Source organism: Micromonospora phytophila (assembly GCF_023656545.1).
GTDB classification, from domain to species: Bacteria; Actinomycetota; Actinomycetes; order Mycobacteriales; family Micromonosporaceae; genus Micromonospora; species Micromonospora phytophila.
This window is the reverse complement of sequence record NZ_JAMOKF010000046.1, coordinates 1-25,662: the sequence shown is the minus strand read 5'-3', so window position 1 is coordinate 25,662 and position 25,662 is coordinate 1. Positions and strand designations below refer to the sequence as shown.

General features: G+C 70.9%; 19 protein-coding genes, 1 pseudogene and 3 CRISPR repeat arrays. Of the genes and pseudogenes, 15 read left to right on the top strand and 5 right to left on the bottom strand.

Annotated elements, in window-relative coordinates; genetic code table 11:
- A pseudogene (locus tag NCC78_RS09300) lies at positions 1-934 on the bottom strand (hypothetical protein); the annotation flags it as partial.
- A 316-nt stretch (positions 935-1,250) separates the two neighbouring features.
- Between NCC78_RS09300 and NCC78_RS09295 the strand changes: the two are divergent.
- Entirely contained in the window at positions 1,251-2,699 is a 1,449-nt protein-coding gene (locus NCC78_RS09295; protein WP_250793444.1) for an alpha-amylase, read from the top strand.
- Between the two features lie 87 nt (positions 2,700-2,786).
- On the top strand, positions 2,787-3,704 hold the full coding sequence (locus NCC78_RS09290) for a L,D-transpeptidase (RefSeq protein WP_250793442.1): 918 nt from the start codon (positions 2,787-2,789) through the stop codon (positions 3,702-3,704).
- A 73-nt stretch (positions 3,705-3,777) separates the two neighbouring features.
- Here NCC78_RS09290 and NCC78_RS09285 read toward each other — a convergent pair whose 3' ends face one another.
- Both NCC78_RS09285 and NCC78_RS09280 read right to left on the bottom strand, forming a co-directional pair.
- Positions 3,778-4,032, bottom strand: a complete 255-nt coding sequence (locus NCC78_RS09285) for a hypothetical protein (protein ID WP_250793440.1) — start codon at positions 4,030-4,032, stop codon at positions 3,778-3,780.
- Entirely contained in the window at positions 4,029-4,343 is a 315-nt protein-coding gene (locus NCC78_RS09280; protein ID WP_250793438.1) for a DivIVA domain-containing protein, read from the bottom strand. The genes NCC78_RS09285 and NCC78_RS09280 overlap by 4 nt, the downstream gene beginning before the upstream one ends.
- A 367-nt stretch (positions 4,344-4,710) precedes the next feature.
- Here NCC78_RS09280 and NCC78_RS09275 point away from each other — a divergent pair, with 367 nt between their 5' ends.
- From NCC78_RS09275 to NCC78_RS09215, 13 genes are all read left to right on the top strand, one after another.
- On the top strand, positions 4,711-5,589 hold the full coding sequence (locus tag NCC78_RS09275; protein ID WP_250793452.1) for a helix-turn-helix domain-containing protein: 879 nt from the start codon (positions 4,711-4,713) through the stop codon (positions 5,587-5,589).
- Complete coding sequence (locus NCC78_RS09270) at positions 5,582-5,782, top strand: DUF397 domain-containing protein (protein WP_250793437.1); 201 nt, start codon at positions 5,582-5,584, stop codon at positions 5,780-5,782. Before NCC78_RS09275 ends, NCC78_RS09270 begins: the two co-directional genes overlap by 8 nt.
- 1,664 nt (positions 5,783-7,446) lie before the next feature.
- Positions 7,447-8,936: direct repeats of the CRISPR family, unit length 28 nt; unit sequence GGAAGACCCCCGCGCGTGCGGGGACGAC.
- 46 nt (positions 8,937-8,982) lie between these two features.
- The gene (gene cas3 / locus NCC78_RS09265; protein WP_284706273.1) at positions 8,983-11,637 is read left to right on the top strand and encodes a CRISPR-associated helicase Cas3'; all 2,655 of its coding nucleotides are present in this window, start codon (positions 8,983-8,985) and stop codon (positions 11,635-11,637) included.
- Positions 11,638-11,786: 149 nt separating this feature from the next.
- The gene (gene casA / locus NCC78_RS09260) at positions 11,787-13,355 is read left to right on the top strand and encodes a type I-E CRISPR-associated protein Cse1/CasA (RefSeq protein WP_284706272.1); all 1,569 of its coding nucleotides are present in this window, start codon (positions 11,787-11,789) and stop codon (positions 13,353-13,355) included.
- A gap of 28 nt (positions 13,356-13,383) precedes the next feature.
- Positions 13,384-13,974, top strand: a complete 591-nt coding sequence (casB, locus tag NCC78_RS09255) for a type I-E CRISPR-associated protein Cse2/CasB (RefSeq protein ID WP_250793433.1) — start codon at positions 13,384-13,386, stop codon at positions 13,972-13,974.
- Between the two features lie 71 nt (positions 13,975-14,045).
- Positions 14,046-15,239: a type I-E CRISPR-associated protein Cas7/Cse4/CasC gene (gene cas7e / locus NCC78_RS09250; protein WP_250793431.1), complete on the top strand. Its 1,194-nt coding sequence runs from the start codon at positions 14,046-14,048 to the stop codon at positions 15,237-15,239.
- Positions 15,236-16,045 (top strand): type I-E CRISPR-associated protein Cas5/CasD, encoded by an 810-nt coding sequence (cas5e, locus tag NCC78_RS09245; RefSeq protein ID WP_250793429.1) that lies wholly within the window; start codon positions 15,236-15,238, stop codon positions 16,043-16,045. The genes cas7e and cas5e overlap by 4 nt, the downstream gene beginning before the upstream one ends.
- A gap of 5 nt (positions 16,046-16,050) precedes the next feature.
- On the top strand, positions 16,051-16,788 hold the full coding sequence (cas6e, locus tag NCC78_RS09240; RefSeq protein WP_250793426.1) for a type I-E CRISPR-associated protein Cas6/Cse3/CasE: 738 nt from the start codon (positions 16,051-16,053) through the stop codon (positions 16,786-16,788).
- Between the two features lies 1 nt (position 16,789).
- A complete protein-coding gene (gene cas1e, locus NCC78_RS09235) occupies positions 16,790-17,782 on the top strand; it encodes a type I-E CRISPR-associated endonuclease Cas1e (protein ID WP_250793424.1) in 993 nt (330 codons plus the stop codon).
- A 56-nt stretch (positions 17,783-17,838) separates the two neighbouring features.
- Positions 17,839-18,057, top strand: a complete 219-nt coding sequence (gene cas2e, locus NCC78_RS09230) for a type I-E CRISPR-associated endoribonuclease Cas2e (RefSeq protein WP_250793448.1) — start codon at positions 17,839-17,841, stop codon at positions 18,055-18,057.
- A gap of 18 nt (positions 18,058-18,075) precedes the next feature.
- Positions 18,076-18,469: direct repeats of the CRISPR family, unit length 28 nt; unit sequence GTCGTCCCCGCACGCGCGGGGGTCTTCC.
- A 250-nt stretch (positions 18,470-18,719) separates the two neighbouring features.
- Positions 18,720-19,925, top strand: a complete 1,206-nt coding sequence (locus NCC78_RS09225; RefSeq protein WP_250793422.1) for an IS110 family RNA-guided transposase — start codon at positions 18,720-18,722, stop codon at positions 19,923-19,925.
- Complete coding sequence (locus NCC78_RS09220) at positions 19,925-20,236, top strand: immunity protein TriTu family protein (RefSeq protein ID WP_250793446.1); 312 nt, start codon at positions 19,925-19,927, stop codon at positions 20,234-20,236. The genes NCC78_RS09225 and NCC78_RS09220 overlap by 1 nt, the downstream gene beginning before the upstream one ends.
- 47 nt (positions 20,237-20,283) lie before the next feature.
- A CRISPR array of direct repeats spans positions 20,284-21,654; the repeat unit is 28 nt; unit sequence GTCGTCCCCGCACGCGCGGGGGTCTTCC.
- A gap of 416 nt (positions 21,655-22,070) precedes the next feature.
- Entirely contained in the window at positions 22,071-23,219 is a 1,149-nt protein-coding gene (locus NCC78_RS09215) for a site-2 protease family protein (protein WP_250793421.1), read from the top strand.
- Positions 23,220-23,277: 58 nt separating this feature from the next.
- Here the strand turns inward: NCC78_RS09215 and NCC78_RS09210 are convergent, their stop codons facing one another.
- The gene (locus NCC78_RS09210; protein ID WP_250793420.1) at positions 23,278-23,979 is read right to left on the bottom strand and encodes an NUDIX hydrolase; all 702 of its coding nucleotides are present in this window, start codon (positions 23,977-23,979) and stop codon (positions 23,278-23,280) included.
- The gene (locus NCC78_RS09205; protein WP_250793419.1) at positions 23,972-25,474 is read right to left on the bottom strand and encodes a hypothetical protein; all 1,503 of its coding nucleotides are present in this window, start codon (positions 25,472-25,474) and stop codon (positions 23,972-23,974) included. Before NCC78_RS09205 ends, NCC78_RS09210 begins: the two co-directional genes overlap by 8 nt.
- Between the last annotated feature and the right edge of the window lie 188 nt (positions 25,475-25,662).

Here is a 25,662-nt window from a genome sequence, read left to right as displayed (position 1 = left end):
CGCGCCGCCGCCCGGTCGGCGCGGTCCACGTCCCGGCGGCGGTGGTCTCGGCCCAGCCCCGGTCGCGACCGCCCCGCTCGCGGCTGTCCTGCTTCTCCGTCTTGTCGGCCCGGCGGCCGAGGCCCTTGAGCAGGGAACGGCTCGTCGCCTCCTCGGCCGGCCGGGCGGCCATGGCCTTGTTCATCGCGGCGGCCCGGTGCTGCTCGCGGCTGCGCCGGCCGAGGCTCACCGAGAGCCGGACCAGCAGCGCCAGCACGACCAGCAGCACGCAGGCGAGGTAGCTCACGGTCACCCAGGAGGCCGCGGGGCGGCCGGCGTTGAGGCCGTGCACGATGGCGAACGGCCAGGAGAGGTACGCGGCGGAGTGCAGGGTGCGCCAGAGCCACTTCGGACCGACCCCGGCGAAGCGGGCCCGGATGATGCCGGTCCAGAGCACGCTCACCATCAGCAGCGCGGCCACCGTGCCGAGGCCGACGTAGAGGCCCCGCCCGCCGACGAACGGCACCACGGCGTCGGTGCTCGCCGCCCGGCCGGTCGCGATCTTGGTCAGCACGTGGAAGACCAGCCCCGCGACGCCGAGGACGCCGGTGGCCCGGTGCGCGGACTGCAGCAGCACCCGGTGCGGGATCAGCAGCACCAGCCGGTCGGTGGCCAGCAGGCCCATCATCACGGTGAGGCTCAACGACACCAGGGCGATCACCCCGGCGAAGAATTCGGTGAAGAAGAAGCCGTACGCGTACGCCGTGGCGCCCACGCCGGTGAGCATGGTCGCGGCCCACGCCGCGGCGAGCGCGGAGAGGGTCAGCAGGACCACCGCGGACCGGGACCGGGTGCGGACCCCCCGGCTGGTGCTGGTGGTCCGGACCGTCTCCGCCTTCTGGTTCTGCTGTGCCCGGGCCATCTGCTCCTCGATCGTCTCGCGGCGGCGCACCACCGGCCGACCCTGCTCCCCCTTCGAGTACGGACCGGGGCGGCGGACGGATCACCGGGGCGCGGAAATTTTCCGAGCCGCCGTCGAACCGCCCGCCGCCCGGGCGCGTGTACGACCGAATCCCTCGTCCACCGGCCGCGGCCGGCTCCGCACACACCGGCGCCGCCTCCCACGGGCAGTGACACATGTCCATACGTTGACAGTTCTTGCAATCCGCTTGTAACCTTTCGGAAATTTTCAGCACAGGCTGCAAGAGCCCGACAGCTGGAAGCTCCCCCGGCTCCACCACCCCGTCCCCCGCACCCCCTCAGGAGTTCCGATGCATCGACGTCGATGCCTGTCGGCGATCGTCGCCCTCGGCGTGATCGCGAGCCTGCTCCTCCCCGCCACCGTGACGGCACCCCCGGCCGCTGCGGCACCCGCGGGCACCAAGAAGGTCATCGCCAACCTGTTCGAGTGGAACTGGACCTCGGTGGCCAGTGAGTGCCAGAGCACCCTCGGCCCCAAGGGCTACGGCTGGGTCCAGGTCTCCCCGCCACAGGAGCACGTCCGGGGCAACCAGTGGTGGCTGGCGTACCAGCCGGTCAGCTATCGCATCGAGTCCCGCAAGGGCACCCGCGCCCAGTTCCAGTCCATGGTGAACACCTGCCACGCCGCCGGCGTCAAGGTGATCGTCGACGCGGTGATCAACCACATGTCCGGGCAGGACAACGGCGGCACCGGCTGGGCCGGGTCGTCGTACGGGCACTACAACTACCCGGGCATCTACGGCTTCCAGGACTTCCACTACTGCGGCCGCAACGGCGGCAACGACATCGCCAACTACGGCGACCGCTACGAGGTGCAGAACTGCGAGCTGGTCAACCTCTCGGACCTGAAGACCGAGTCGGACTACGTCCGGACGAAGATCGCCGGGTACCTGAACGACCTGCTCTCCCTGGGCGTGGACGGGTTCCGGCTGGACGCCAGCAAGCACATGCCGGCCGCCGACATCGCCGCGATCAAGGGCAAGCTCTCCCGCTCGGCGTACATCGTGCAGGAGGTCATCTACGGCGCCGGTGAGCCGATCCAGCCGACCGAGTACACCGGCAACGGCGACGTGCACGAGTTCCGCTACGGCAAGGACCTGGCCCGGGTCTTCCGGTCGGAGCGGCTCGCCTACCTGAGGAACTTCGGCGAGGGCTGGGGCCACCTGCCGAGCGCCTCGGCGGCGGTCTTCGTGGACAACCACGACACCCAGCGGGACGTCGGCGGCGTGCTGACCTACCGCGACCGGGGCATCTACGCGCTGGCCAACGCGTTCATGCTGGCCTGGCCGTACGGGTCGCCGACGGTGATGTCGAGCTACACCTTCACCGACCGCGACGCCGGCCCGCCGTCGGACGCCAGCAACAAGACGCTCAACACCACCTGCTACTCCGGGTGGGAGTGCGAGCACCGCTGGGGCGTCATCGCCAACATGGTCGGCTTCCGCAACGCCACCGACGGCGCGGGCATGACCAACTGGTACGACAACGGCAACAACCACATCGCCTTCAGCCGCACCGGCAGGGGCTTCCTGACCGTCAACGACGAGGACTACGCCATCACCGGCCGCTCCTACTACACCGGGCTGCCGGCCGGCCGGTACTGCGACGTCATCCACGGCACGTACGCCAACGGCTCGTGCAGCGGGCCGGTGATCACCGTGGACGGCAACGGCTGGTTCGCCGCCAATGTCCCGGCCCACGACGCGGTCGCCGTCCACGTCGGCGCCCGCCTGAGCTGACCCCCGCCACCCCCTGACGGGCCCCGTCCCGGTCGGAAATCCGGCCGGGGCGGGGCCCGACCGTTCTCCACCCGTTACAGTGGTTTTGTGCCGTTTGACCGAATGACCCGCCGTCGCGCCGGCTGGCTCGCCACCGCCGTCGGCGTACCCGTGCTGCTGTTCGCCGCCGGGGCCACCGGCTGGGCGCTCACCCCGGACGCGATGCCGCCGCCGGTCGCCCAGCCTGCGCCGACCGACGCGGCCCCGGCCGACGCGGCCCCGACCAGCGCGGCGCCCGTCGAGGAGCGGGTGCCGGTCGCCGCGCCCGCGCCGACGGACCTGCCGATGGTGGACTACGGCCCGGCGCCCACCGGCTTCCCGGCCGACCCCGGGTCGCTGGACACCACCCCGCTGACCGAGGGCGTGCACCCCACCCGCCGGATCGCCGCCTACACGGCACCGGGCGGCCGGCCACTGGCCTTCCTCGAACCCACCATCAGCGGCGTCGAGCTGACCATGCCGGTCGCCCAGAGCCGCCTCGGCTGGACGGCGGTGCTGCTCCCCTCGGCCAACCGCACGCTCGCCTGGCTGCCGCCCGGCGGCTTCACCACCGTGGCGCTGCGGGACCAGGTCGTGGTGGAGCGCCGGCCGCACCGGCTGACCTGGTACCGCGCGGGCCGGGCCGTTCGGTCCTGGCAGGTCAGCCTCGGGCAGCGCGGCCAGGAGACCCCACTGGGACGCACCTTCATCCTGGGCCGCACCCCACCGCCCGAGGACGTGTACGGGGGCGTCGACATCTTCGCCCTCGGCGCGGTGCCCGACGACCCGGAGGCGGTGCCGACCGGCCTGCGCGGCGCCCACATCGGGCTGCACAGCTGGCACCACGACGGCGAACTTGGCGAGAACACCACCAACGGCTGCATCCGGCTCACCCGCAGCGGCCAGCGGGAACTGCTCGCCGAGCTCCGCCCCGGCACCGAGGTCGTCGTCGTCGACGAACTGCCCGCCCCGCCACCGACGGCCTGACGGTTGCCCGCGCCCGACGGTGACCGGCGCAGTTGCGCTGCCGGGCGCCTCCGGGTGCAAGCCACCGCCACGCTCACCGCTGGCGGAACCGCCGGGAACACCCGCCGTCGTGGTCGGGCCGGAGCAGGCAGCGCCGGCCGCCGGGCAGCAGCCGGTCGCAGAAGACCCAGTGACGTACGTGCTGCTCGTCCTCGGCCGACACGGTGGTGCCGCCCGGGTCGGTCTGGGGCAGGACGTGCGTCCAGTGCGCCACCACCCGGGCGAGCCGCTGGGCGGAGACCAGGTCGCCGGCGACCACGGGCAGGTGGATGACCCAACGCTCGGTCACCGGACGTACCCCCGCTCGTTGCGGGCGCGGGCCTGCTCGGACTGCCAGCGGCGCAGCGCGTCCTTGACCCGGTCGGTCTCCCGGCGGCTCTGCGCCAGCGCGTCGTAGACGACGGCCAGGTCAGCGGCGACCCGGTCGAGGAACTCCCGCACCTCCTGCGGGTCGAGCCCGCGCCGGCCGAGAGGGGTGGGCCGGAAGCCCCGTTCGCGCACCTGCCAGGGCCGCAGCGGATGGTAGGCCGCCGAGCGGTAGCAGGTCGGCCCGCTGACCGACCGCTGGCGACGCCGGGCACGCCGGAAGAAGACGCGCATGACAGGACCTGCCTCTCACTGTCGAGATCCAACTGTGGATAGGGCGGGCCCACCGGCCCGCCCCGCACCGGCGGACCCACCCCGGCACCTGCCACCGCAGCCTCCGATCAGCAGTACGACAGCAGGGCACGCATGACCGCTGAGCAGCAATAACTCCACAGTGGCCGTAGACGCAGTGAAACACTGGCCGGATTCAATTGCAACATCGCAAGAGCGGCTTCGGAGCGGCTACTTTGCTTCGGAGAAATACCGCCTGTGACGTGTCTATTGCTTGTGAGACAACACGGCGCTTCAATTGGACGGGCGCCTGTTGACGAACCACGAAAGCTGGAGGCGGAGAGTGTCACAAGCAGTGACGGGCTCGACCATGTTGCGGCGGCAGATCGGGCGCAAGTTCGAGTCGCTTCGCAAGGCGGCAGGACTGACGATGGAGCAAGCCGCCGAGCGCTTGGACCGGGCACGAGCCACGTTGCACCGGATCGAGAACGGGGCCGAGCACGTCCGCTTCCGACAGGCCGATGTGCAGCAGATGCTTGATCTCTACGGCGCATCCGCAGAGGACAGCGAACTGCTGCTTGCCCTGACGGCGGCGACTCGGGAGAACAAGAACTGGTGGCATGACTACGTTGGCTCCGGCCTGCCGCGCTGGTTTCAGCTCTACATCGGACTCGAAGCTGCCGCGTCTGGCATTCGGCAGTACGAGGCCGAGTTGGTTCCCGGCCTGCTTCAAACTCGCGCCTACGCCGAGCAGGTCTTCAAGATGCCCGGCGGTTCGATCAATCCCGGGGACACCGACGAGCAGCAGCGCGCCGTTCAACTCCGAGTCGAACGACAGGGGCTTCTTACCCGGTTCTCCGCTCCGCAACTGAGCGTGATAATCAACGAAGCGGTGTTGCGCCGTCAGGTCGGCAGCGCCACGATCATGGCCGAACAGCTCCACCAGATCCTCAAGGCCGCGGAGCTACCGAACGTAACCGTCCAAGTGCTGAACTTTTCAGCCGGGCTACACGCCGGGGCGATGGCCGGAGCCTTCTCGATACTGGAATTTCCCGGAGACAGCGGCGGCAAGGAGGTCGAACCGCCGGTGGCATACCTGGAGGCCGCGACCGGGGCGATCTATCTCGACAAGCCACACGAGACCGCTGCCTACAACACCATCTGGGCCGACATGACGAGCCGCGCCCTCAACGAGTCCCGATCGAAGAGCCTGATCCAGCAAGTCGCAGAGGAGTACTCCCGTGCCTGACCTGACCGGTGCCGTCTGGCGCAAGTCCGCCCGCAGCAACAACGGCGGCAACTGCGTCGAAGTCGCCGACAACCTTCCTGGCATCGTGTGGCTACGCGACAGCAAGGATTCGACCGGCCCGGTGCTGACCTTCAGTCCGAACGAGTGGACGACCTTCGTCAACTTTGTGAAGAACGATGGCGTAAGCCACTGAGCAGCGCTGACGGCGAGCGCGCCGACGGCGCTGGGTCGACGCCAGCACCCCAGTACTACAAGCCACGGCCATCGGGAAGTGGCGGAATACCGCGCCCGTACGGGGACGACACGGCCCGCGTCTATTCGCTCGATGAGGCTGTCGGGAAGACCCCCGCGCGTGCGGGGACGACCAGGAAACCACGCGGAACCATGTTGTACGTGAAGGAAGACCCCCACGTGCGGGGACGACACCACCGCGGCGCCGCCCCCGAGGATGAGGATCGGAAGACCCCGCGCGTGCGGGGACGACGCCGCGTCCCGCCGCGCCCAGATCTCCGCGTACGGAAGACCCCCGCGTGTGCGGGGACGACCAAGCGTGCATGATCGCCCACCAGCGGTGCGCGGGGAGACCCCCGCGCGTGCGGGGACGACCAACGCCGTCGTCGGGACGTCCAACTCCGAGTAGGGAGACCCCGCGCGTGCGGGGGCGACAGCGATCCGGGTGTCCGTCGTGACCCGCTCCGCGGGAGACCCCCGCGCGTGCGGGGACGACACGTCGCCCAGCTCGATGTCGAGCGAGCCGTACGGGAGACCCCCGCGCGCGTGCGGGGACTACAGCAGCTTCGCCGCCGTCGCCGGCGAGTAGACCGGGAGACGCCCGCGCGTGCGGGACGACGACGGCGGACGGCGGCGGCAAAGCGGCGCTGCTCGGGAGACCCCCGCGCGTGTGGCGACGACACCGGCGGGGCAGCAGCGTCCGGGTGATGGCGTGGGAGACCCCCGGGCGTGCGGGGACGACTATTGGCGGATGGGCACCGGCCTGGTGCACGTGGGAAGACCCCCGCGCGTGCGGGGACGACTCGACCTCGTCACCGAACGCGGCCTGCGGATACGGAAGACCCGCGCGCGTGCGGGGACGACTCCACCAACCGCGACGCCGACGTGAACGCCTGGGAAAGGCCCCCGCGCGTGCGGGGACGACGCGCGCGGTCGTCGTAACCAGTGACGGAGCGTAGGAAGACCCCCGTGCATGCGGGGACGACGCGCAGCAGCCGCCGGCCATGGGCACCACCCAGGGAAGACCCCCGCGCGTGCGGGGACGACCGCACAGGCGGAGTGTGCCCGCAGCCCGGCAGGGGAAGACCCCCGCGCGTGCGGGGACGACGAGGAAACGATGACCGGGTCAGTCTCGCCGTGGGGAAGACCCCCGCGCGTGCGGGGACGACTATGAGGTGAAGCCGACCCCGAAGACCGTGGTCGGATGACCCCCGCGCGTGCGGGGACGACGCCGCACAGAACGTGGTCGTGGACCCCGAGGCGGGAAGACCCCCGCGCGTGCGGGGACGACGGTGGTCGCCTGCGTCTGCATGGCGCTGGCGGCGGAAGACCCCGCGCGTGCGGGGACGACCTCCGGAAGTTCTGCCAGGCGAACTCCCTGGACGGAAGACCCCCGCGCGTGCGGGGACGACCTCGCCTACGAGGAGAGTGCACCGAACGCCACAGGAAGACCCCCGCGCGTGCGGGGACGACTCCCTGAGGACCCACGGCACGGACGGGCCGGGCGGAAGACCCCCGCGCGTGCGGGGACGACATCAACCTGAGCGCGGCCGGGGCTGACAACACGGGAAGACCCCCGCGCGTGAGGGACGACGTCAACATCATTGACGAGACGTTCGCCTACAGGGGAAAACCCCCGCGCGTGCGGGGACGACGGCACGTGCCTGGACGCCCGGTGCGCCCGGTGCGGAAGACCCCCGCGCGTGCGGGGACGACCGGACGTCGCGGGACTGGCGTACGACGCCGGGCGGAAGACCCCCGCGCGTGCGGGGACGACAGGCACACCGCGCGGCCGGTCTTCTCGGTCCGGGGAAGACCCCCGCGCGTGCGGGGACGACTTGATTCGACCGGGGCCGGCACCTTGGGATCCGGGAAGACCCCCGCGCGTGCGGGGACGACACCGCCTCGCCGCTGGCGATGACGGCGGCCAACGGAAGACCCCCGCGCGTGCGGGGACGACCGGTACGCCACCCTGGCCCGGCTCAAGGCCAGCGGAAGACCCCCGCGCGTGCGGGGACGACCCCGGTAGAGCTGCGGCACGGTCGACCGGTCCGGGAAGACCCCCGCGCGTGCGGGGACGACCCATGCCGGAGACTCCTCCAGAGCGGGCCACGGGGAAGACCCCGCGCGTGCGGGGACGACTCCGCGTCGAGGATCTGTAGGTCTGCCTCGTCCGGAAGACCCCCGCGCGTGCGGGGACGACGTGCGAGTAACGGTGATCTCCCGTGCACTGGTCGGAAGACCCCCGCGCGTGCGGGGACGACGCACCAGCAGCGGCGGGCTGACGGATCAGTGGGGGAAGACCCCCGCGCGTGCGGGGACGACGGAGTCCCACCCCCGTACACCCCCCCGACGCGGGAAGACCCCCGCGCGTGCGGGGACGACGCCGCTGCCGCGATGCCCAGCAAGGCCTCGCGGGGAAGACCCCCGCGCGTGCGGGGACGACCCTCACCCCCCACGAGTGATCGCCGTCGTCCCGGGAAGACCCCCGCGCGTGCGGGGACGACCGGTAGTCCACCTGAGTCGTCTTCTGCGGCGGCGGAAGACCCCCGCGCGTGCGGGGACGACGGAGTCCCACCCCCGTACACCCCCCCGACGCGGGAAGACCCCCGCGCGTGCGGGGACGACAGGAGATACGCGTCGCGCGCCGCGTCGCGCGCCGGAAGACCCCCGCGCGTGCGGGGACGACACCTAGGCCGGGAATCCAGCCGTAAAGGGTGTCGGAAGACCCCCGCGCGTCCGGGGACGACAGGGCCTGCCAACCGCGGGAGCCGACGTCGTGCGGAAGACCCCCGCGCGTGCGGGGACGACTTGCCGAAGTCGCGCGCCTGGGCTGGGGTGATCGGAAGACCCCCGCGCGTGCGGGGACGACCCGTCCCACGTCGGCATCGGCTCGCCGCGGAAGGGAAGACCCCCGCGCGTGCGGGGACGACGACCCCGCCGACCCCATCGCCCGACGTAGTGACGGAAGACCCCCGCGCGTGCGGGGACGACTTCGGCCCGGCCACCGAGGCCGCCGTGAAGACCGGAAGATCCCCGCGCGTGCGGGGACGACCTGCCCCAGCTGGGCCTGGGCCTGGCGGCGAAGGGAAGACCCCCGCGCGTGCGGGGACGACATCTCCTGCCACACGTCCCACGCTTTCGCCACGGGAAGACCCCCGGATCTGGGATCACTACCTCGCCTCACGTCTCAAGGGTTGGCTTGACGACGTGTCCGGGGACAACGGACGCACGTTTTTTGCCCTCCTCTGTGGATGGCATGACGTCGGTAAGGCCTCCCCCGCCTTCCAGAGCAAGGTCGACAGTCTGGCTCAGGAGGTTAGAGCCGCCGGTCTCGCGTGGCGGAGATTGGACCGCGAGTCAACCGGATGGCATCACACCTGTGCCGGCGCGGTCATCATTCAGTCGGTGCTCAGCGAAGAGGGGTGGCGCGAGGAGGCAGTCGAGTGGGTGTGGCCCTTGGTGGCCGGTCACCACGGCCTACTTCCGTCGCGTGGCCCGATCTTCAGGACCGCGGGCAGGCTCCGCAACGCCCAAGGACAGAGCGACGAATGGAAGGCCGCCCAAGCCGCTCTGGTGTACGCCGTCGCGGACGCCCTCGACGCCGATCTGGCAAGCCTGGCACCCGTGACGACGCCGCGTCGAGCGATGCAACTCGGGCTATCCGGCTTCGTGATCATGGCTGATTGGATCGCCAGCAGCGATCATTTCGCGGGCGTCTTCAACCTGTCCGAGGTTTCCATGGCCACGGCGCGCGAACGTGCCGCCACGGCGTGGGCGTACCTGGAGCTGCGGGGTGGATGGGGCGCTGGGACGTACCGTGGGGTCTCGGATCTGGTGGCGGCGCGGTTCGGGAAGACGGCGCGCCCGTTGCAGGCCGCCGCTGTGCAGCTCGCCGAGCAGATGGCAGCGCCGGGGCTACTCATCATCGAAGCGCCGATGGGTGAGGGGAAGACGGAGGGCGCCCTCGCCGCAGCCGAGGTACTTGGTCGACGATTCGGCTACGACGGCATCTTCGTCGGCATGCCGACCCAGGCGACCAGCGACCCGATGTTCGACCGAGTGTTGCAGTGGGCCGACCAGATCGACCCGGAGCTGCCGGTGGGTCTGCTGCACGGCAAGCGCATGTTCAATCGGCGCTGGAATGACCTCCAGCAGCGGACCCATTTCGCCAAGATCGACGACCTCGGCTGCGACGACGAGTTCGATCTAGCGGGCGCGGGTCGATCAGTGCGCCCGGAGCACGCCCCGGCGCAGTGGTTCCTCGGGGCGAAGCGGGGCATGCTCATGCCGGTCACGGTCGGCACCATCGATCATCTGCTGTACGCCGCGACCCGCACCAAGCATGTGATGCTCCGACATGCCGGCCTGGCAGGGCGTGTGGTGATCCTGGACGAGATCCACGCCTACGACGTCTACATGTCACAGTTTCTCCACGAGGCACTCCGCTGGTTGGCGGACGCCGACGTACCGGTGATCCTGTTGTCGGCGACGCTGCCGCCGCAGCAGCGGGACAGCCTGATGCGGGCTTACCTCCAGGGCGCGCAGAACCGGCGGGGCGTGGATCTGCCGGCCGTGGCAGAACAATCGGATTACCCGGTGCTGCACGCGCTGACCGCGAAAGACGACCAGGCCACGTACGCCGCCCGGACCCCCAGGTCCTGGCGGCCGACGGCCCCCGTCGCCGTCCACCTGCGGGAGGAAGACCCGGATGATGGCCCAGAGGCCGTGGTCAACCTCCTCGACGACGAGTTGCGTACCGGAGGCTGCGCCCTGGTCATTCGGAACACGGTCGGCCGGGCCCAACAGACTTACAAGACGCTCACCGAGAAGTGGGGCTCCGATGAGGTGATCCTGCTCCACGCCCGGTTGACGGTCGCCGAGCGCGCCGCGCGTACCGGAAATGCCCTGGATCTTCTGGGGCCGCCCGACGGCAGAGTCGCGCGACCGCGCCGCATGATCGTGGTGGCGACTCAGCTCGCGGAGCAGTCCTTCGACGTAGACGCCGACCTGCTCGTCACCGATCTAGCGCCGATCGACCTGCTGCTTCAGCGGGTCGGCCGGGTGCACCGCCACACCCGGCCGACGCGCACCCGGCCGCCCAAGGTCTTCATCACCGGCATCAAAACGCATCCCGCCGGACCGCCAGCGTTCCCGTCCGGCAGCGAGCACATCTATGGGCGGTACCCGCTGCTGCGGGCCGCCGCGCTGGTGACCGACGCCGCCGGCGGTGACGGCTGGAGCATTCCTGGCGACGTTCCTGACCTGGTCAGCCGCGGTTACGGCACCGAGGCAGTTGTCCCAGCGTCGTGGGAGCAGGCGACAGCTGCGGCGTACGAGAGCTGGCAGGTGGAAGAGCGCAAGCGCCGACAGGCGGCGGAGGTCTTCCTGCTGGCTGGCGAGAGCACGCTCGGTGCTCCGACGCTGGCCGGGCTGCACGGGCGAGCCACCGGCGAGGCGCGCAGCGACGACGAGATGGCGGCAGTGGTGCGAGATGGCCCGGAGTCCGTGGAGGTGGTGCTCGTACGGCAGGCCGACGGTCGGTATCTGACCCTCGGCGGGCGCAGCCTCGGCCCGAGCGGCGATGTCGGCGACGCCGCGCTCGCCGAGGAGGTGGTCGGGTCGACCGTACGACTGCCGGCCCGTCCCGCCGTCACCGAGGCGGCGAAGAACCTCGAACCTCTGCCCGGCTGGTACGGCAACGGCTGGCTGTCGAAGTCCCATGCCCTCGTTCTCGACGAACGCAACTCAGCTGTAGTCGGCGGTCGGAGGCTGACCTACGACAAGCGCCTCGGCCTACTCGACGAGCGAGCATGACCGAGAGGCCAACCCCTGCATTGCAGGGGCAGCAAGTCGGACGCGCGAGGGATCTAATGATCCAGCCGCACCAAGCATCGAAGACGCTCCAACACCCCGTCACCGACGCGGTGCACGTCCACGACCTTTGACGAAGCTGCGGAGTGCTGATGGTTAGCCCCTCATTCAACATTGTCGACGAGGCGTGGATACCGGTCATCGAAGGCGGTCGTCCTCGGCTGTTGTCCCTCATGGACGCTCTGTCCCGGGCCCACCAGGTCGACGGGTTGGCCGCGGCCAATCCCCTGGAGACCATCGCGGTGTTGCGGCAGGTGCTGCTGCCGGTCTACCTGGATGCCTGCGGAATTCCAGGCAGCGAGGGCGACTGGAAGCAGCGCTGGCGCGCAGGCCACCTTCCGGCCGAGAGGATCAAGGAGTACCTGGGCGAGCAGCAGGACCGGTTCGACCTGTTCGGCAGTCGCCCATTCGGCCAAGTGGCGGGGCTGCGGACGGCCAAGGACGAGGACAAGCCTGTCTCGTTGCTGATCGCGGCGACGGCGACCGGCAACAACGTTCCGCTTTTCACGCCACGGACGGAGGCGAACCCGCCGACGCTGACGCCGGCCGAGGCCGCCCGCGCCATGCTGGCCACCCAGTGCTGGGACACGGCGGCGATCAAGTCCGGTGCCGCCGACGACCCCCAGGCGAAGGCTGGGAAGACCACCGGAAACCCGACGGGCCCATGTGGCGCACTAGGTCTTACGGTACCGATTGGTCGTAACCTCGCCGAGACGTTGCTGTTGAACAGCCCGATCGTGCGGCAGCCACCTCCCGACGACGCTCCGCGGTGGCGGCATGGGGCGATGGCGGGCGCCTGGGAAGTGCGGGGGCCAGTGGGCCTGCTGGATCTGCTGACCTGGCAGTCCCGCCGGGTGCGCCTCATTCCCGAGCGGACCGCCGACGGGAATGCCGTCGTGCGCCGGGTAGTCCTCACCGCGGGTGATCGCCTGCAAGTCCTGCCGCAGGACGTCGAGCCGCACACCGCCTGGCGGCGGGTCGACAAACCCCGAGCCGGCCAAGCGCCGGTGGCGCCGGTACGGCACACCGTCGGGCGGGACGCCTGGCGCGGCCTGGACCCGATGCTCGCCACGGTGCCGCAGGAGACAGCGGCGTACAGCAGCAGCCTCCTCCTCGCTCAGCTGGCCGACCTCGGCATGGACGAGGTGCCGTTGCAGGTCTTGACAGTTGGTGTGGCGTACGGCAATCAGTCGGCGGTGGTCGAGGATGTCATCGCCGATCTGATCCCGTTGCCGATCGTTGCACTCACGCCCGGAGGGGTGCGGCAAGTCATCGAGACGGTGGTCAGGCAGGCCGAGGAGCTGCGTCGGGCCGGTAACCGGCTCGACGATGACCTGCGCCGGGCCAGCGGCGGGGATCCGGTGCCCTGGGACCGGGGGCTCAGGCCGGGTGACGCGCTGATGCACGACCTCAACCCGGTGGTGCGGCGACTGCTGGCCGGGCTGCAACGCGAACCCGATCGGTGTGACGACGCCGAGGACGCCTGGCGGGAGGTGGCGCAGGCGCTGGCTCTCAAGGCGGCCGAGCCCGCGTTGGCCGCGGCACCGCCGACGGCTTTCCTCGGGCGCGAAGACGACAAGCAGAAGAAGGCCTACCGGGCCAGTTTGGCCGAGGTCTGGTACCGGGCGTCAGTCCGCAAGATCCTCGGCATCGAATCCTGAACGCTTCCGACTCAGCGGAGACATGCAGATGACCACCAGTGAGGGCAAGGTCCAGCGGGAACCGAGTCGGCATTTTTGGGAGCGCGACTACTCGAAGCAGTTGCCCGAGGGTAGAGATCTTGCCGCGCTGCGCGGTGGGCTGAGTCGCGAGGCCGGGGCTGCCCCGGCGATGTGGCCGCATTACACCCGGTTGCAGTCGGACGGGTGGGTCACCCGCGACTTGCGTGCCGAACACGCTGCGCTGGCGTTGTTCGCCGTGCACCAGCAGTCCCAGTCGCGCCTGATGCACCAGCCGAACATCGGTCTGGGCCTGGCCGTGGCCAAGCTGCGGGTCAGTGGGAAGTTCACCGCCGACGCCGTCGACAAGCGATTCGGGGCGGCGGCCACGGCGACCAGCTTCACCGAGGTCGTCGCGCACCTACGTGGGCTGGTTAGTCAGTTACGCACCCTGAGCCCGGCGCAAGCGCTGGACTACACCCTGCTCTTCCGCGATCTGCGTGACTGGCAGGACCAGGACAGGGTGCACGCGGTCCGACGCCGGTGGGGGGCACAGTACTTCACCTTCCGGGAAAAGACGCAGACCCCGGCGGCGACCAGTCCCGGCAGCACGAACACCTGACCGAGCCGCAAGACGCACCTCACGCAGCTCGCCTCAGCTCATCCACCGATGCCCGTCAGCAAGGAGAACCGGTGACCGACCGCCGTACCTACATCGACATTCACATCTTGCAGACCGTGCCGCCGTCGAACCTCAACCGGGACGACGCGGGCAGCCCGAAGCAGGCCGTCTACGGCGGGGCACGCCGAGCCCGGGTGTCCTCGCAGGCGTGGAAGCGTGCCACGCGCAAGGCGTTCAAGGACGAGCTGGGCATCCCCGCTGACCAACTTGGCACCCGCACCAAGAGGGTATCCACGCTGCTCGCCTCGCGACTGGCAGAACGGACCGGCCTGGACGGCGAGGCCGCCACCCGACTGAGCAACGCCCTGCTGACGCACGACCTCGACATCAAGCCTGGCAAGAAGGCCGCTGAGAGCGCGTATCTGCTGTTCTTCGGACGCGCCCAGCTCGACGCCATCGTTGACCTGGTCGCCGACCGGGCCACCGAGCTGACCGCCCTGGCCGACGATGCGCTGGCCAAGGCCGTGGCAGACCTGCCGATCCGCGCGCAGTTGACCGTCAAGCACCCGATCGACGTGGCGCTGTTCGGCCGCATGGTCGCCGACATCCCCTCCCTCAACGTTGACGCCGCCACTCAGGTGGCACACGCCCTTTCGGTCCACCCGGTCGAGATCGAGTTCGACTACTACACGGCGGTGGACGACGAGAAGACCCCCGAGGAGGACGCCGGCGCGGCGATGATCGGCACCGTCGAGTTCACCTCCGCCACGCTGTACCGGTTCGCCACCCTCGACGTGCAGCACCTCGCCCGCAACCTCGACCAGGACCCGGAGGCGACGGTCGCGGCCCTCCGGGCGTTCCTGCGCGCGTTCGTCACCTCGATGCCCACCGGGCACCAGAACACCTTCGCCCACCGCACAGTGCCCAGCGTCGTCAGCTACGTCGTCCGGGGGGACCAGCCGGTCAATCTGGTATCCGCCTTCGAAAGCCCGATCCGTAGTCGGGACGGCATCGCCGCCAAGGCCGCAGTTCGTCTGGCGGAGGAACTCAACCGGACCAGCACCGTCTGGGGTCTCACCCCATTGGCGGTGGCCAGCGTCTACGACCCGGCCTCGGCCGCCGTTGCCAGCAGCCGCAACGGCCCGGAGGCCGACCCGGCCAGCGCCGTCCAGGCGTTCGGGGCTGCGCGCAGCCTTGACGACGCCATCGACGCGACCATCGCCGCCGTGCGGCCCCGACTGGACGGGTCGACGACGCCACGATGACCGACAACACCTGTTGCCTGGTACTGCGGCTGGCCGGGCCACTTCAGTCGTGGGGCGGTCGCGGGCAGTTCAACCGCCGCGACACCCTCGACGAGCCCACCAAGAGCGGCATCCTTGGGCTGCTCGCCGCCGCGCAGGGGCTACGCCGGCAGGACTCGATCGCAGACCTTCTCGGCCTCAGCCTCGGCGTCCGCACGGACCAACCCGGGTCGCTGCTACGCGACTACCACACCGTCAGCGACCACCGGGGCCGCCCACTGCCATCCGCCTCCGTCAACGCCAGAGGCGTGCAGAAGCCGACTTCACCGGCGAAGTACACGCATGTGACACACCGGTTCTACCTTCAGGACGCGGTCTTCGTGGCGGCGGTCAGTGGCCCGGTCGACCTGCTGCGTGCCCTGGCTGACGCCCTGCGCAACCCGGCGTTCCCCCTGGCTCTCGGCCGGCGGTCCTGCCCACCGACGATCCCGCTGCTGCTGACACCTGACAAGACGGACCGGGTCGATCGAGAGGCGATCTGGGCGGGCCGGACGTTGGATGTGCTCGGACAGGTGCCCTGGCAGGCAAGCGATCGGCACCGCAGCTCACGCTTCCGCCGGGACGGGCGTCCGCCATCGGTCGACCTGCCGGTCACCGTCGACGACGAGGACGGCAGCGAGGTCCGCGTCGACGTGCCCCACTCGTTCGACCCGCTGCACCGAGGGTTCAACACCCGCCGCGTACGCCAGGAGTGGGTGCGCGTTCCGACCGGCTGGCCTGACACCGGCCAGACCGACCACGATCCCTTCGCGTTGCTCGGGTGGTAGCTCACATGCCGTACCTGTCCCGCATCCACCTCAATCCGCTGCGGCCCCAGGCGCAGCGGATGCTGCGCAACCCGCAGGTGTTGCACGCCGCCGTCCTCGGCGGCCTCAGCCGCCAACCGGTCGACGAACGTGTCCTGTGGCGACTGGAAACCCCACACGAGCACCAACTCGCGGTGCTCGTCCTGACCCAGTCCACACCGTCCTGGGAGCACCTGGTCGAACAGGCTGGCTGGCCCTCCGCCGACGAGCCGCAGGCACAGGTCAAGTCCTACGAGCCGCTGCTCGACCAGATCCAGCGCGGGCGCACCTTCGCATTCCGGCTGAAGGCCAACCCCACCAGTGCGACGAAGAAGCCGGAATCGCCCTCGGAGGCGCAGTCCCGGCGGCTCGCGGGCCAGCGCCCCCGTGGTGTGCGCGTAGCGCACCACAGGCTGCCTGACCAGCTGAACTGGCTCGTCGATCGGTTGCGCCGCGCCGGGTGCAGCGTGCCAACGGACCTCGTAAACGGCAACGAGGTACCCGCAGTACGGGCGACCGACCGGCACCGGCTCCGCTTCCACAAGGCCCGACCCGGGACGCAGACGCCGCCGGTGATCCTGGAGAGCGTCACGTTCGACGGGCTGCTGCGGATCGAAGACCCCGTGGTGGCTCGGCAAGCGCTGCTGGACGGGGTCGGCACGGGCAAGGCGTACGGCTTCGGCCTGCTCACCCTCGCCCCACCACGCTCATCTCAGGAGCGCTGAAGTGTGGTGGCTGGCCGACCCGCAGGACCTGCACCGCGTCAGCGACCGGATCTCCAGCGTCTACGTGGAGCGGTGCCACATCGACCGGGACGACAACGCCGTCGTGCTGGTCAACCGTGAACGCACCGTCCGGGTGCCCGCCGCGATGGTCGCCACCCTGCTCATAGGCCCCGGCGCCCGCATCACCACAGCCGCCGTACGCCTCCTGGCCGACTCCGGCACCGCCCTGTGCTGGGTCGGCGAGAAAGGCGTACGCCTCTACGCCAGCGGCATCGGTCCCAGCCGGGGTTCGCAACTCCTCGTCCGCCAAGCGTATTTGGTCACCCGCACCAAGGAACGCCTCGCGGTGGCCCGCCGCATGTACGACATGCGGTTCCCCGGCGAAGACGTCAGCTCACTCACCATGCAGCAACTACGTGGGCGAGAAGGCGCCCGGGTCAAGAAAATTTACCGGCTCCAGTCGGCCCGCACCGGAGTGCCGTGGGACGGTCGGCTCTACAAACCCGGCCAACCCTTCGAAGCCGGCGACGACGTCAACAGACTCCTGTCCGCAGGGCACAGCTGTCTTTACGGCATCTGCCACGCTGCGATAGTCGGCCTCGGCGCCAGCCCGGGCCTCGGCTTCGTCCACACCGGGGGCGCCACCTCCTTCGTCCTCGACATCGCCGACCTCTACAAGGCCGACTACACCATCCCCCTCGCCTTCGACCTGGCTGCCAAAGGTCTCACCAGCGAACGGGACGTACGGACTGCATTCCGCGACCGGGTCACCGACGGGAAGCTGATGACCCGCATCGTCCAAGACGTCAAGACGCTGCTCCTCAGCGAAGGCAGCGACCTCACCGACCAGGACGCCCACGAACTCTGGGACGAGGCCCTCGGCACAGTGCCTGGCGGCATCAACTGGGCCGTCGACTACGCCGACGGCCTGGACGGCACCTCGTTCATCGGAGTCACCGGGCCAGACCTGAGTGAGCCCAAGGTGAACTTTTGACCGTTGTCGTTCTCATCGCCGTGGCCGAAGGACTCCGCGGCCACCTCACCCGGTGGATGATCGAAGTCGCCGCCGGAGTCTTCGTCGGCAACCCTAGCGCCCGGGTACGCGACCGCCTGTGGGCACTCCTTGCAACCAGAGTGGGTGACGGACAAGCCATCATGATCGAACCAGCACAGAACGAACAAGGCTGGGCAATCCGCACAGCCGGACGCGACCGGTGGCTGCCCGTGGACCTCGACGGACTGATCCTCTCAGCGCGACTCCGCCGATAAAAGGCCAGGTCAGCAAGTGTCGTCCCCGCACGCGCGGGGGTCTTCCGGCACCCCGGCGGGGCCGGGCGGGGAGGAAATCGTCGTCCCCGCACGCGCGGGGGTCTTCCCGATCGCACCGGGTGGGTGTGGGGGTGGCTTGGGTCGTCCCCGCACGCGCGGGGGTCTTCCGACGTGGCGGAACCGGGACTCGTCGCCGAGGATGTCGTCCCCGCACGCGCGGGGGTCTTCCGTGGAGCACCGCCGCCGCCAGCTGGCCGGCGCCGTCGTCCCCGCACGCGCGGGGGTCTTCCCGCCACATCGCCGTCACGACGGGACTCCGGGTCGTCGTCCCCGCACGCGCGGGGGTCTTCCCGGAGTCTGACTGGGCGTGCCGCGCCGGCGCACGTCGTCCCCGCACGCGCGGGGGTCTTCCCCGGCCCCCCCCGTTACCTTTTTGATCGTCCCCAGCCGGGGACTCCTCGGTCGCCCGGCTCGGTATGACTTACCGCCCCTGTCGTACGGATGATCCGGGGGGTGTTGTCGCCGGGCCGGGTGGCGTCGACGGACCGCTGATAGGGACACGACCACCCGTTCCGCTGGGTAGGTCTCTTCGTAACGTGGGTGCCGGCAGTCGACGCCAGACTGGCGACCGAGCCGGGACGACGTCGCGGGGAGGCGATGCGGTGCACGGCAACTACCAGGTGTTTCTCGGTCTCGATGTCGGCAAGGACGGCCACCACGCCGTCGCCCTGAACCCCGACGGCAAAAGGTTGCACGACGCGGCGCTGGTCAACACCGAGGCCAAGCTGCGGCAGGTGTTCGACAAGCTTGCACGTCACGGCCGGGTCCTCGTGGTGGTCGACCAGCCCGCCTCGATCGGCGCTCTGCCCGTCGCGGTCGCCCGCGCCTGCGGCCACCAGGTCGCCTACCTGCCCGGACTGGCGATGCGCCGAATCGCCGACCTGCACCCCGGCAACGCGAAGACCGACGCCCGCGACGCCTACGTCATCGCCGACGCCGCCCGCACCCTGCCGCACACGCTGCGGCGCGTCGACGTCGGTGACGAAGCCCTGGCCGAACTCGAAGTCCTCGTCGGCTTCGACGACGACCTGGCCGGCGAGTCCACCCGACTGACCAACCGGATCCGCGGCCTGCTCACCCAGATCCACCCGGCCCTGGAACGAGCGCTGGGCACCAATATCCAGCACAAGGCCGTCCTTGAACTGCTCTCGCGCTGCGGAGGCCCGGCCGGGCTGCGCAAGGCCGGCCGCCGCAAGCTGCTGTCGATCGCAAGCAAGAACGCACCTCGCATGGGCGAGCGTCTGGTCGAACGCATCATGGCCGCCCTGGATGAACAGACCGTCGTCGTTCCGGGCACCGCGGCCGCCGAGACGATCCTGCCCCGGCTGGCCGATAGCCTGCGCGAAGTGCTCCAACAGCGTGACCAAGTCGCCGGCGAGGTCGACAGGATCCTCGATGCGCACCCTCTTGCCGAGGTCCTGACCTCGATGCCCGGCATCGGCGTCAGGACCGCCGCCCGGATCCTGCTCGAAGTCGGCGACGGCACCGCGTTCGCCACTCCCGGTCACCTGGCCGCCTACGCCGGCCTGGCCCCGGTCACCCGCCGCTCCGGCAGCAGCATCCGAGGCGAGCACCCCGCCCGCGGTGGCAACAAGCAGCTCAAACGCGCGTTCTTCCTTGCCGCGTTCGCCGCCCTGTCAGACCCGGTCAGCCGCGCCTACTACGACCGCAAACGCGCCCAAGGCAAAAAACACAACGCCGCCCTGATCTGCCTGGCCCGCCGCCGCTGCGACGTTCTCTTTGCCATGCTCCGCGACAAGGTCCCCTACCAGCCGCGGCCGGTTGTCGCCCTACCATCACCGGCATGATGGAGCTGGACCTCGACGACTTCGCTGCCGCGGTGACTGCCAGAGCCACACGGTGGCAAGAAGCAGGTGTCCAGTGGCAGCTGCATTACGGCCCCACTCCCAACAAATCATCTGCCTGGGTCGACTGCACTACCGCCCACCACTTGGCCCAGTTGATCGTCTGGACCAGCGGCGAAGCCGAACTGAGCGTCGGCAACATCTCCACCGGAGCCATTGCCATCACTAACTACGAAATGAGCAACGCCGCTGAACTCGCTGCTTGCCTCGACGACCTCACCCGAAATCTGACTCCACCCACTACCGGGGCTTGACGAAGCACATAGGGACACCCCCCCCGGGCGGTCCATCGTGTCCGGCCGTCGTCCCCGCACGCGCGGGGGTCTTCCCGGCGCGTTGGATGGGCGGATGGACGCGGCCGTGTCGTCCCCGCACGCGCGGGGGTCTTCCCCAGGTGATCTATTGGGCTCGGGGGGGGGGCTCAGGTCGTCCCCGCACGCGCGGGGGTCTTCCACAAACCGAGGTCTTCCCCGGTCTTGTCGGCCAGTCGTCCCCGCACGCGCGGGGGTCTTCCGCCGGTCACCGACAGTAGTGTCCGCATCCGGGGGTCGTCCCCGCACGCGCGGGGGTCTTCCGGGTCTGTTCGCCAAGAACTACGGCTACATGCCGTCGTCCCCGCACGCGCGGGGGTCTCCCGGCTCCGCCGCGTCCACTCCGGCCGTTCCGCGTGTCGTCCCCGCACGCGCGGGGGTCTTCCCCCACCCCCGTGCCGTGGCGGCCCCCGTACGCCGTCGTCCCCGCACGCGCGGGGGTCTTCCGATGGCCGGCGCGCTGGGTGTGCGGCCGGGTGCGTCGTCCCCGCACGCGCGGGGGTCTTCCGACCCTCATGAGCTGACGGCCGATGCCCGTGCCGTCGTCCCCGCACGCGCGGGGGTCTTCCGCGGGGCTGAGCCGACGTGTTCGGTAAGAGGGCGTCGTCCCCGCACGCGCGGGGGTCTTCCCCCATCCGCCGGTACTGTCGCCAGTCCTGCCCGGTCGTCCCCGCACGCGCGGGGGTCTTCCGCTCATCGACGTCGACTCGGCCGCCGATATGGGGTCGTCCCCGCACGCGCGGGGGTCTTCCGCGGTGACGGTCGGCCCGGTCCACACCTGGTACGTCGTCCCCGCACGCGCGGGGGTCTTCCGGGGACGCCGATGGACACCGCGCCCGACACCGTGTCGTCCCCGCACGCGCGGGGGTCTTCCGCACGACAAGAGCCTCCGCATGTATCAGGGCCGGTCGTCCCCGCACGCGCGGGGGTCTTCCTCCGTAATTGGCCTCCTCCGTCGTCCCGGTGGCGTCGTCCCCGCACGCGCGGGGGTCTTCCGAGCGTCGACCACATGCACGAGACGCAGGACGGGTCGTCCCCGCACGCGCGGGGGTCTTCCTCTTGACCGGTCGGGCCCGCCCTGCCCTGCGCGGTCGTCCCCGCACGCGCGGGGGTCTTCCCCTTCCCGCCGCCGATACCGCCGAACCGCGCGGGTCGTCCCAGCACGCGCGGGGGTCTTCCCTACTCGGTGCACCGCGAGTCGTCCGGGTCCGCGTCGTCCCCGCACGCGCGCGGGTCTTCCGGAGTCCACCCGATGACGTCGCCGTTGCTGCCCGTCGTCCCCGCACGCGCGGGGTCTTCCGCGGCACGCCAAGCGGGCCGCCCGGATGGAGATGCCGTCCCCGCACGCGCGGGGGTCTTCCGCACCGATTCCAGTGGCGACAGTGGCCCACCTCGTCGTCCCCGCACGGGGTCTTCCGTTGCGGACCGCGCTCGCGCGGACCGCGTCCGTGTCGTCCCCGCACGCGCGGGGGTCTTCCGGCCACCTCGTGGGTGCAGGACACCCTGCTCGGGTCGTCCCCGCACGTGCCGGGGTCTGCCAGCCGGGCCGGCTCGGCGAACGCGACCCGGTGTGTCGTCCCCGCACGCGCGGGGATCTTCCTCGTCAGTCCGTCCACGCGGGCGGCCCGGTCCTGTCGTTCCGCACGCGCGGGGGCCTTCCGCTGGCCGCGACGTGGCGGATCGAGTTCACGAACATGTTCACCCGGTACGGCGAAGCGGTCAGACGGTTACCTTCTGCCCCTGGCATGGGATCACTTCCCACGGGTATGACCGGGTCATGAGGGCGAGTTTCCGGCTTGGCCGGATCGCGGGTGTGCCGGTCGGGGTCAACTGGAGCGTCCTGGTCATCTTCGCGCTGATCGCGTGGGGGCTGTCGGCCAACCAGTTCCCCCGGTCGTACCCCGACCGGCCGGTGGTCGCGTACGTGCTGGCCGGGCTCGCCGCGGCGGTGGTTTTCTTCCTCGGCCTGCTCGCCCACGAGATCTCCCACGCGATCGTCGCCAAGCGCAACGGCCTGGAGGTCGGCGGCATCACGCTCTGGCTCTTCGGCGGCGTGGCCGAGCTGCGCGGCGAGGCGCCGAACCCGGGTGCGGAGCTGCGCATCGCCGGGGTCGGCCCGCTGGTGAGCCTGGTTATCGGGTTCTTCTTCGGCGGCATCGCGCTGCTGCTCGCCCTGGCGGGGGCGGAGGGGCTGCTGCTCGGCGCGCTGGCCTGGCTGGCCGGCATCAACGTGCTGCTGGCGGTCTTCAACGTGCTTCCCGCCGCTCCGTTGGACGGCGGGCGGTTGCTGCGCGCGGCGGTCTGGAAGGCGACCGGCGACCGGACGAAGGCGTCGGTGGTGGCGGCCCGGGCCGGCTGGGTGCTTGGCGCGGTGCTGATCGGCCTCGGGCTCTTCCAGTTCCTGGTGGGCGCCGGGTTCGGTGGGCTCTGGCTGGCGTTGATTGGCTGGTTCCTGATCGGCGCCGCCGGCATGGAGGAGCGGCAGGCCCGGATGGGCAGCGCGCTGCGCGGGATCCGGGTCGCCGACGTGATGACCCCGCAGCCGCAGACCGCGTCGGCGGAGATGACGGTGGCCGACTTCGTGGACAACTACCTCTTTGCGTACCGGCACTCGGCGTTGCCGTTGACGGAGGAGGGCCGGCCGGTCGGCCTGGTCACCCTCGACCGGGTGCGCGGCATCCCGGCCGGCCGCCGGGGCGCCACCAGGCTGGCCGAGGTGGCCTGCCGGGCCGACGAGCTGGTGCTCGCCCGGCCGGAGGAGCCGCTGACCGATCTGCTTCCCCGGCTCAGTGAGTGCGCCGACGGGCGGGCGCTGGTGGTGACCGACGGGCGGCTGGTCGGCATCGTCTCCCCGAGCGACATCAGCCGGGCGGTGCAGCGCGGCAGCATGCGCGAGCAGATGGCCGGCGGCCGGTCCGGCGGCTGACGCCGGGCGTCGCGCCGCGAGCGCCCCGGGCGGTCGCCCACCCGCACGTGAGGGCCGGTCAGCCCGGCCCGGTCGCAAGCAGGCCGCGCAGCCAGGCGCGGGTCCAGGCGGCGATGGTGAACGAGTCGGTGATGACCCCGTCGCGGATCAGCTCGCCGACCCGTTGCGGCGGGTGCGCCTGGGCCGCCCGGATGCCCTCCCCCGCCCCGAGCGGCCCGATTTCGGCGATCTCGGCGAGATACAGGCGGACCGTGTCGGTCGCGGTGCCGGTGTCCGGGTGCAGCGTCCCGAGGTCGACCAGGCGGGTGGGCGCCACGCCGATCTCCTCGCGCAGCTCCCGGGCCGCCTGTTCGTCGGCGGGCACCCCGGCCTCGCCGAACCCGCGCGGCGCTTCCAGGTGCCACCGCCGCGTGGCGTGCCGGAAGTGCTCGACGAGGACGATCGCGCCGTCGAGGACCGGCAACAGGACCACCCCGTCCGCGCCGCTGGTGGGCAGACTGCGGATGTACGTCCCCAGCGCCCCGCCCGGGAACCGGACCGGGTCGCGCACCAACGTCACGTACTCGTCCTGGTAGACCACCCCGGTGCGGCTCCACTCGGTGGGCAGGCCACGGGCCCGCAGCGCCGCGGCCTTGGCCTCCTCCGCCGCCGCCACCTGCTCCGCCTCGTCGAGGATCTCGACCGCCGCGTCCGGCGGGTTGGCGAAGTGCCCGGGTGACCGCTTCCGCAGCTCGGCGTAGTCGCTCCGGGCACTACTCATCGTCGTCCCCCTGAGGTCGGTCGATGTTCGCCTCGCCGTCGCGTGCCCCGCTGCCGTCGGTCAGCGGGAACCCGACCTCGCGCAGCCGGCGGACGAGTTCCCGCCAATCCTCCCCCGCCCGCTGGAGGTGGACCCGCATGACGTCGATGCCGGTGCCCAGCTCGCGCCCGGCCCGCCGCTGGTCCCGGCCGACGACGGCGAACCGGACCACCGCCGTCGCCCCCCGGCCGGCGACCTCGGCGGCCACGTCGCCGAGCAGCTCGATGCGCGGGTCGCCGTCGTAGACCACCGAGGCGGTGCTGCCCAGCACCTCGATGGTCACCCGGATCGCCGGCTCCCAGGCTTCGACCCGGTCCAGCCGTCGCTCCCCGACGATGTCGGCCAGCTGTCGGGCCACGGCGACGTAGCGGTCGTACACCTGCTGGGCGCGCTCGACGAAGTCGAGCGGCTCGTCGAGCAGCGCCTGGAGGCTGGTCACGTAGTCGCGCCACTCCTCGGTGCCTCGGGCCTGGCGCACGTGGTGCAGGTCGAGCCCGGTCAGGTCGATGCGGAGCGGGAGCTGGGCCAGCTCGAAGGAGTGCGGTCGCAGCGTACGGAGCAGGGTGAGCAGCTGGTCCATGTCGCGCTCGGGCGGTCGTTCCCGCCGGTACTCCTGCATCGCCGTGCGGCGCAGCGAGTCCGCCGGGGTCAGCGCGTACCCGTCGACGGCGTCCGGCAGCGTGGTGTTGTACCGCAGGTCGACGAGCTGCTTGAGCTCGGCGACCAGGGGCGCGGCGCGGAACTTCCCCTCGGCCGGGTTGGTGTCGGGTTCCACCAGGAACTCCCGGTAGAAGCCGTCCCGGTCGGCGTGCTCCGCGTTGACCGCCCACAGGGTGACGTCCTGCAACCGCCGCTTGAGCAGCGGCACGCTCGCGTCGTCGAGCCGCAGGTCACGCTGCAACTCGGCCAGGTTGAACGCCGGCAGTTGAAGCAGGAAGCGGCGGAACTCGGCGATGACGCACCGCTCCGTGAGCCGTTCGTTCTCCGCGTCGTCCCAGGACAGCCGCAGGCAGCGTACGGTGGCCACCTCGTCGAGGACGCGCAGCCATCCCGTCCAGCCGTCCGGGTCGACACCGAAGCGGGGTTCCGCCGTCGGGGTGCGTTCCCGCAGCAGAAACGGCACGAGCACGCTCTCGTCGAGCAGCGCCCGGAAGGCGTCCCGCTGCGGGCCGTGCCCTGTGAAGTCCTGGTAGACGACGGGATTGTTGAAGAAGTACGCCCGGTTCACCACCACCTGCTCGGCGTTGAGGATCGCGCGCAGGTACTCGGCCCGGGCGTCGCGCCGGCGGATCTGCTCGACCTCCCGGTACGACTGCCGCCGGCCCACCATCTGCGTCAGCAGGTCCTGGGTGACCCATTGGTTGTCCAGGCACTGGGCGACGACGGTGATCGGGGCGAGGTCACGGTTGTCGATCGGCACCAGCGGATCGGCGGCGCCGGACAGGTCCGGGCTCATGGAACTCCTCAGTGGACGCGAAAACGGCCGTCCGAGGCAATCATGTGAACCGGTCTGTCGGAAAGTGGTCCGCTCCGCTGAGGCGGCTATCCGACAGTTGACGACCCGCACCGCCGCGGCGGACGGCGGCGCGGCGGACGGCGGCCCGGCGAACGGCGGCCCGGCGAACGGCGGCCCGGCGAACGGCG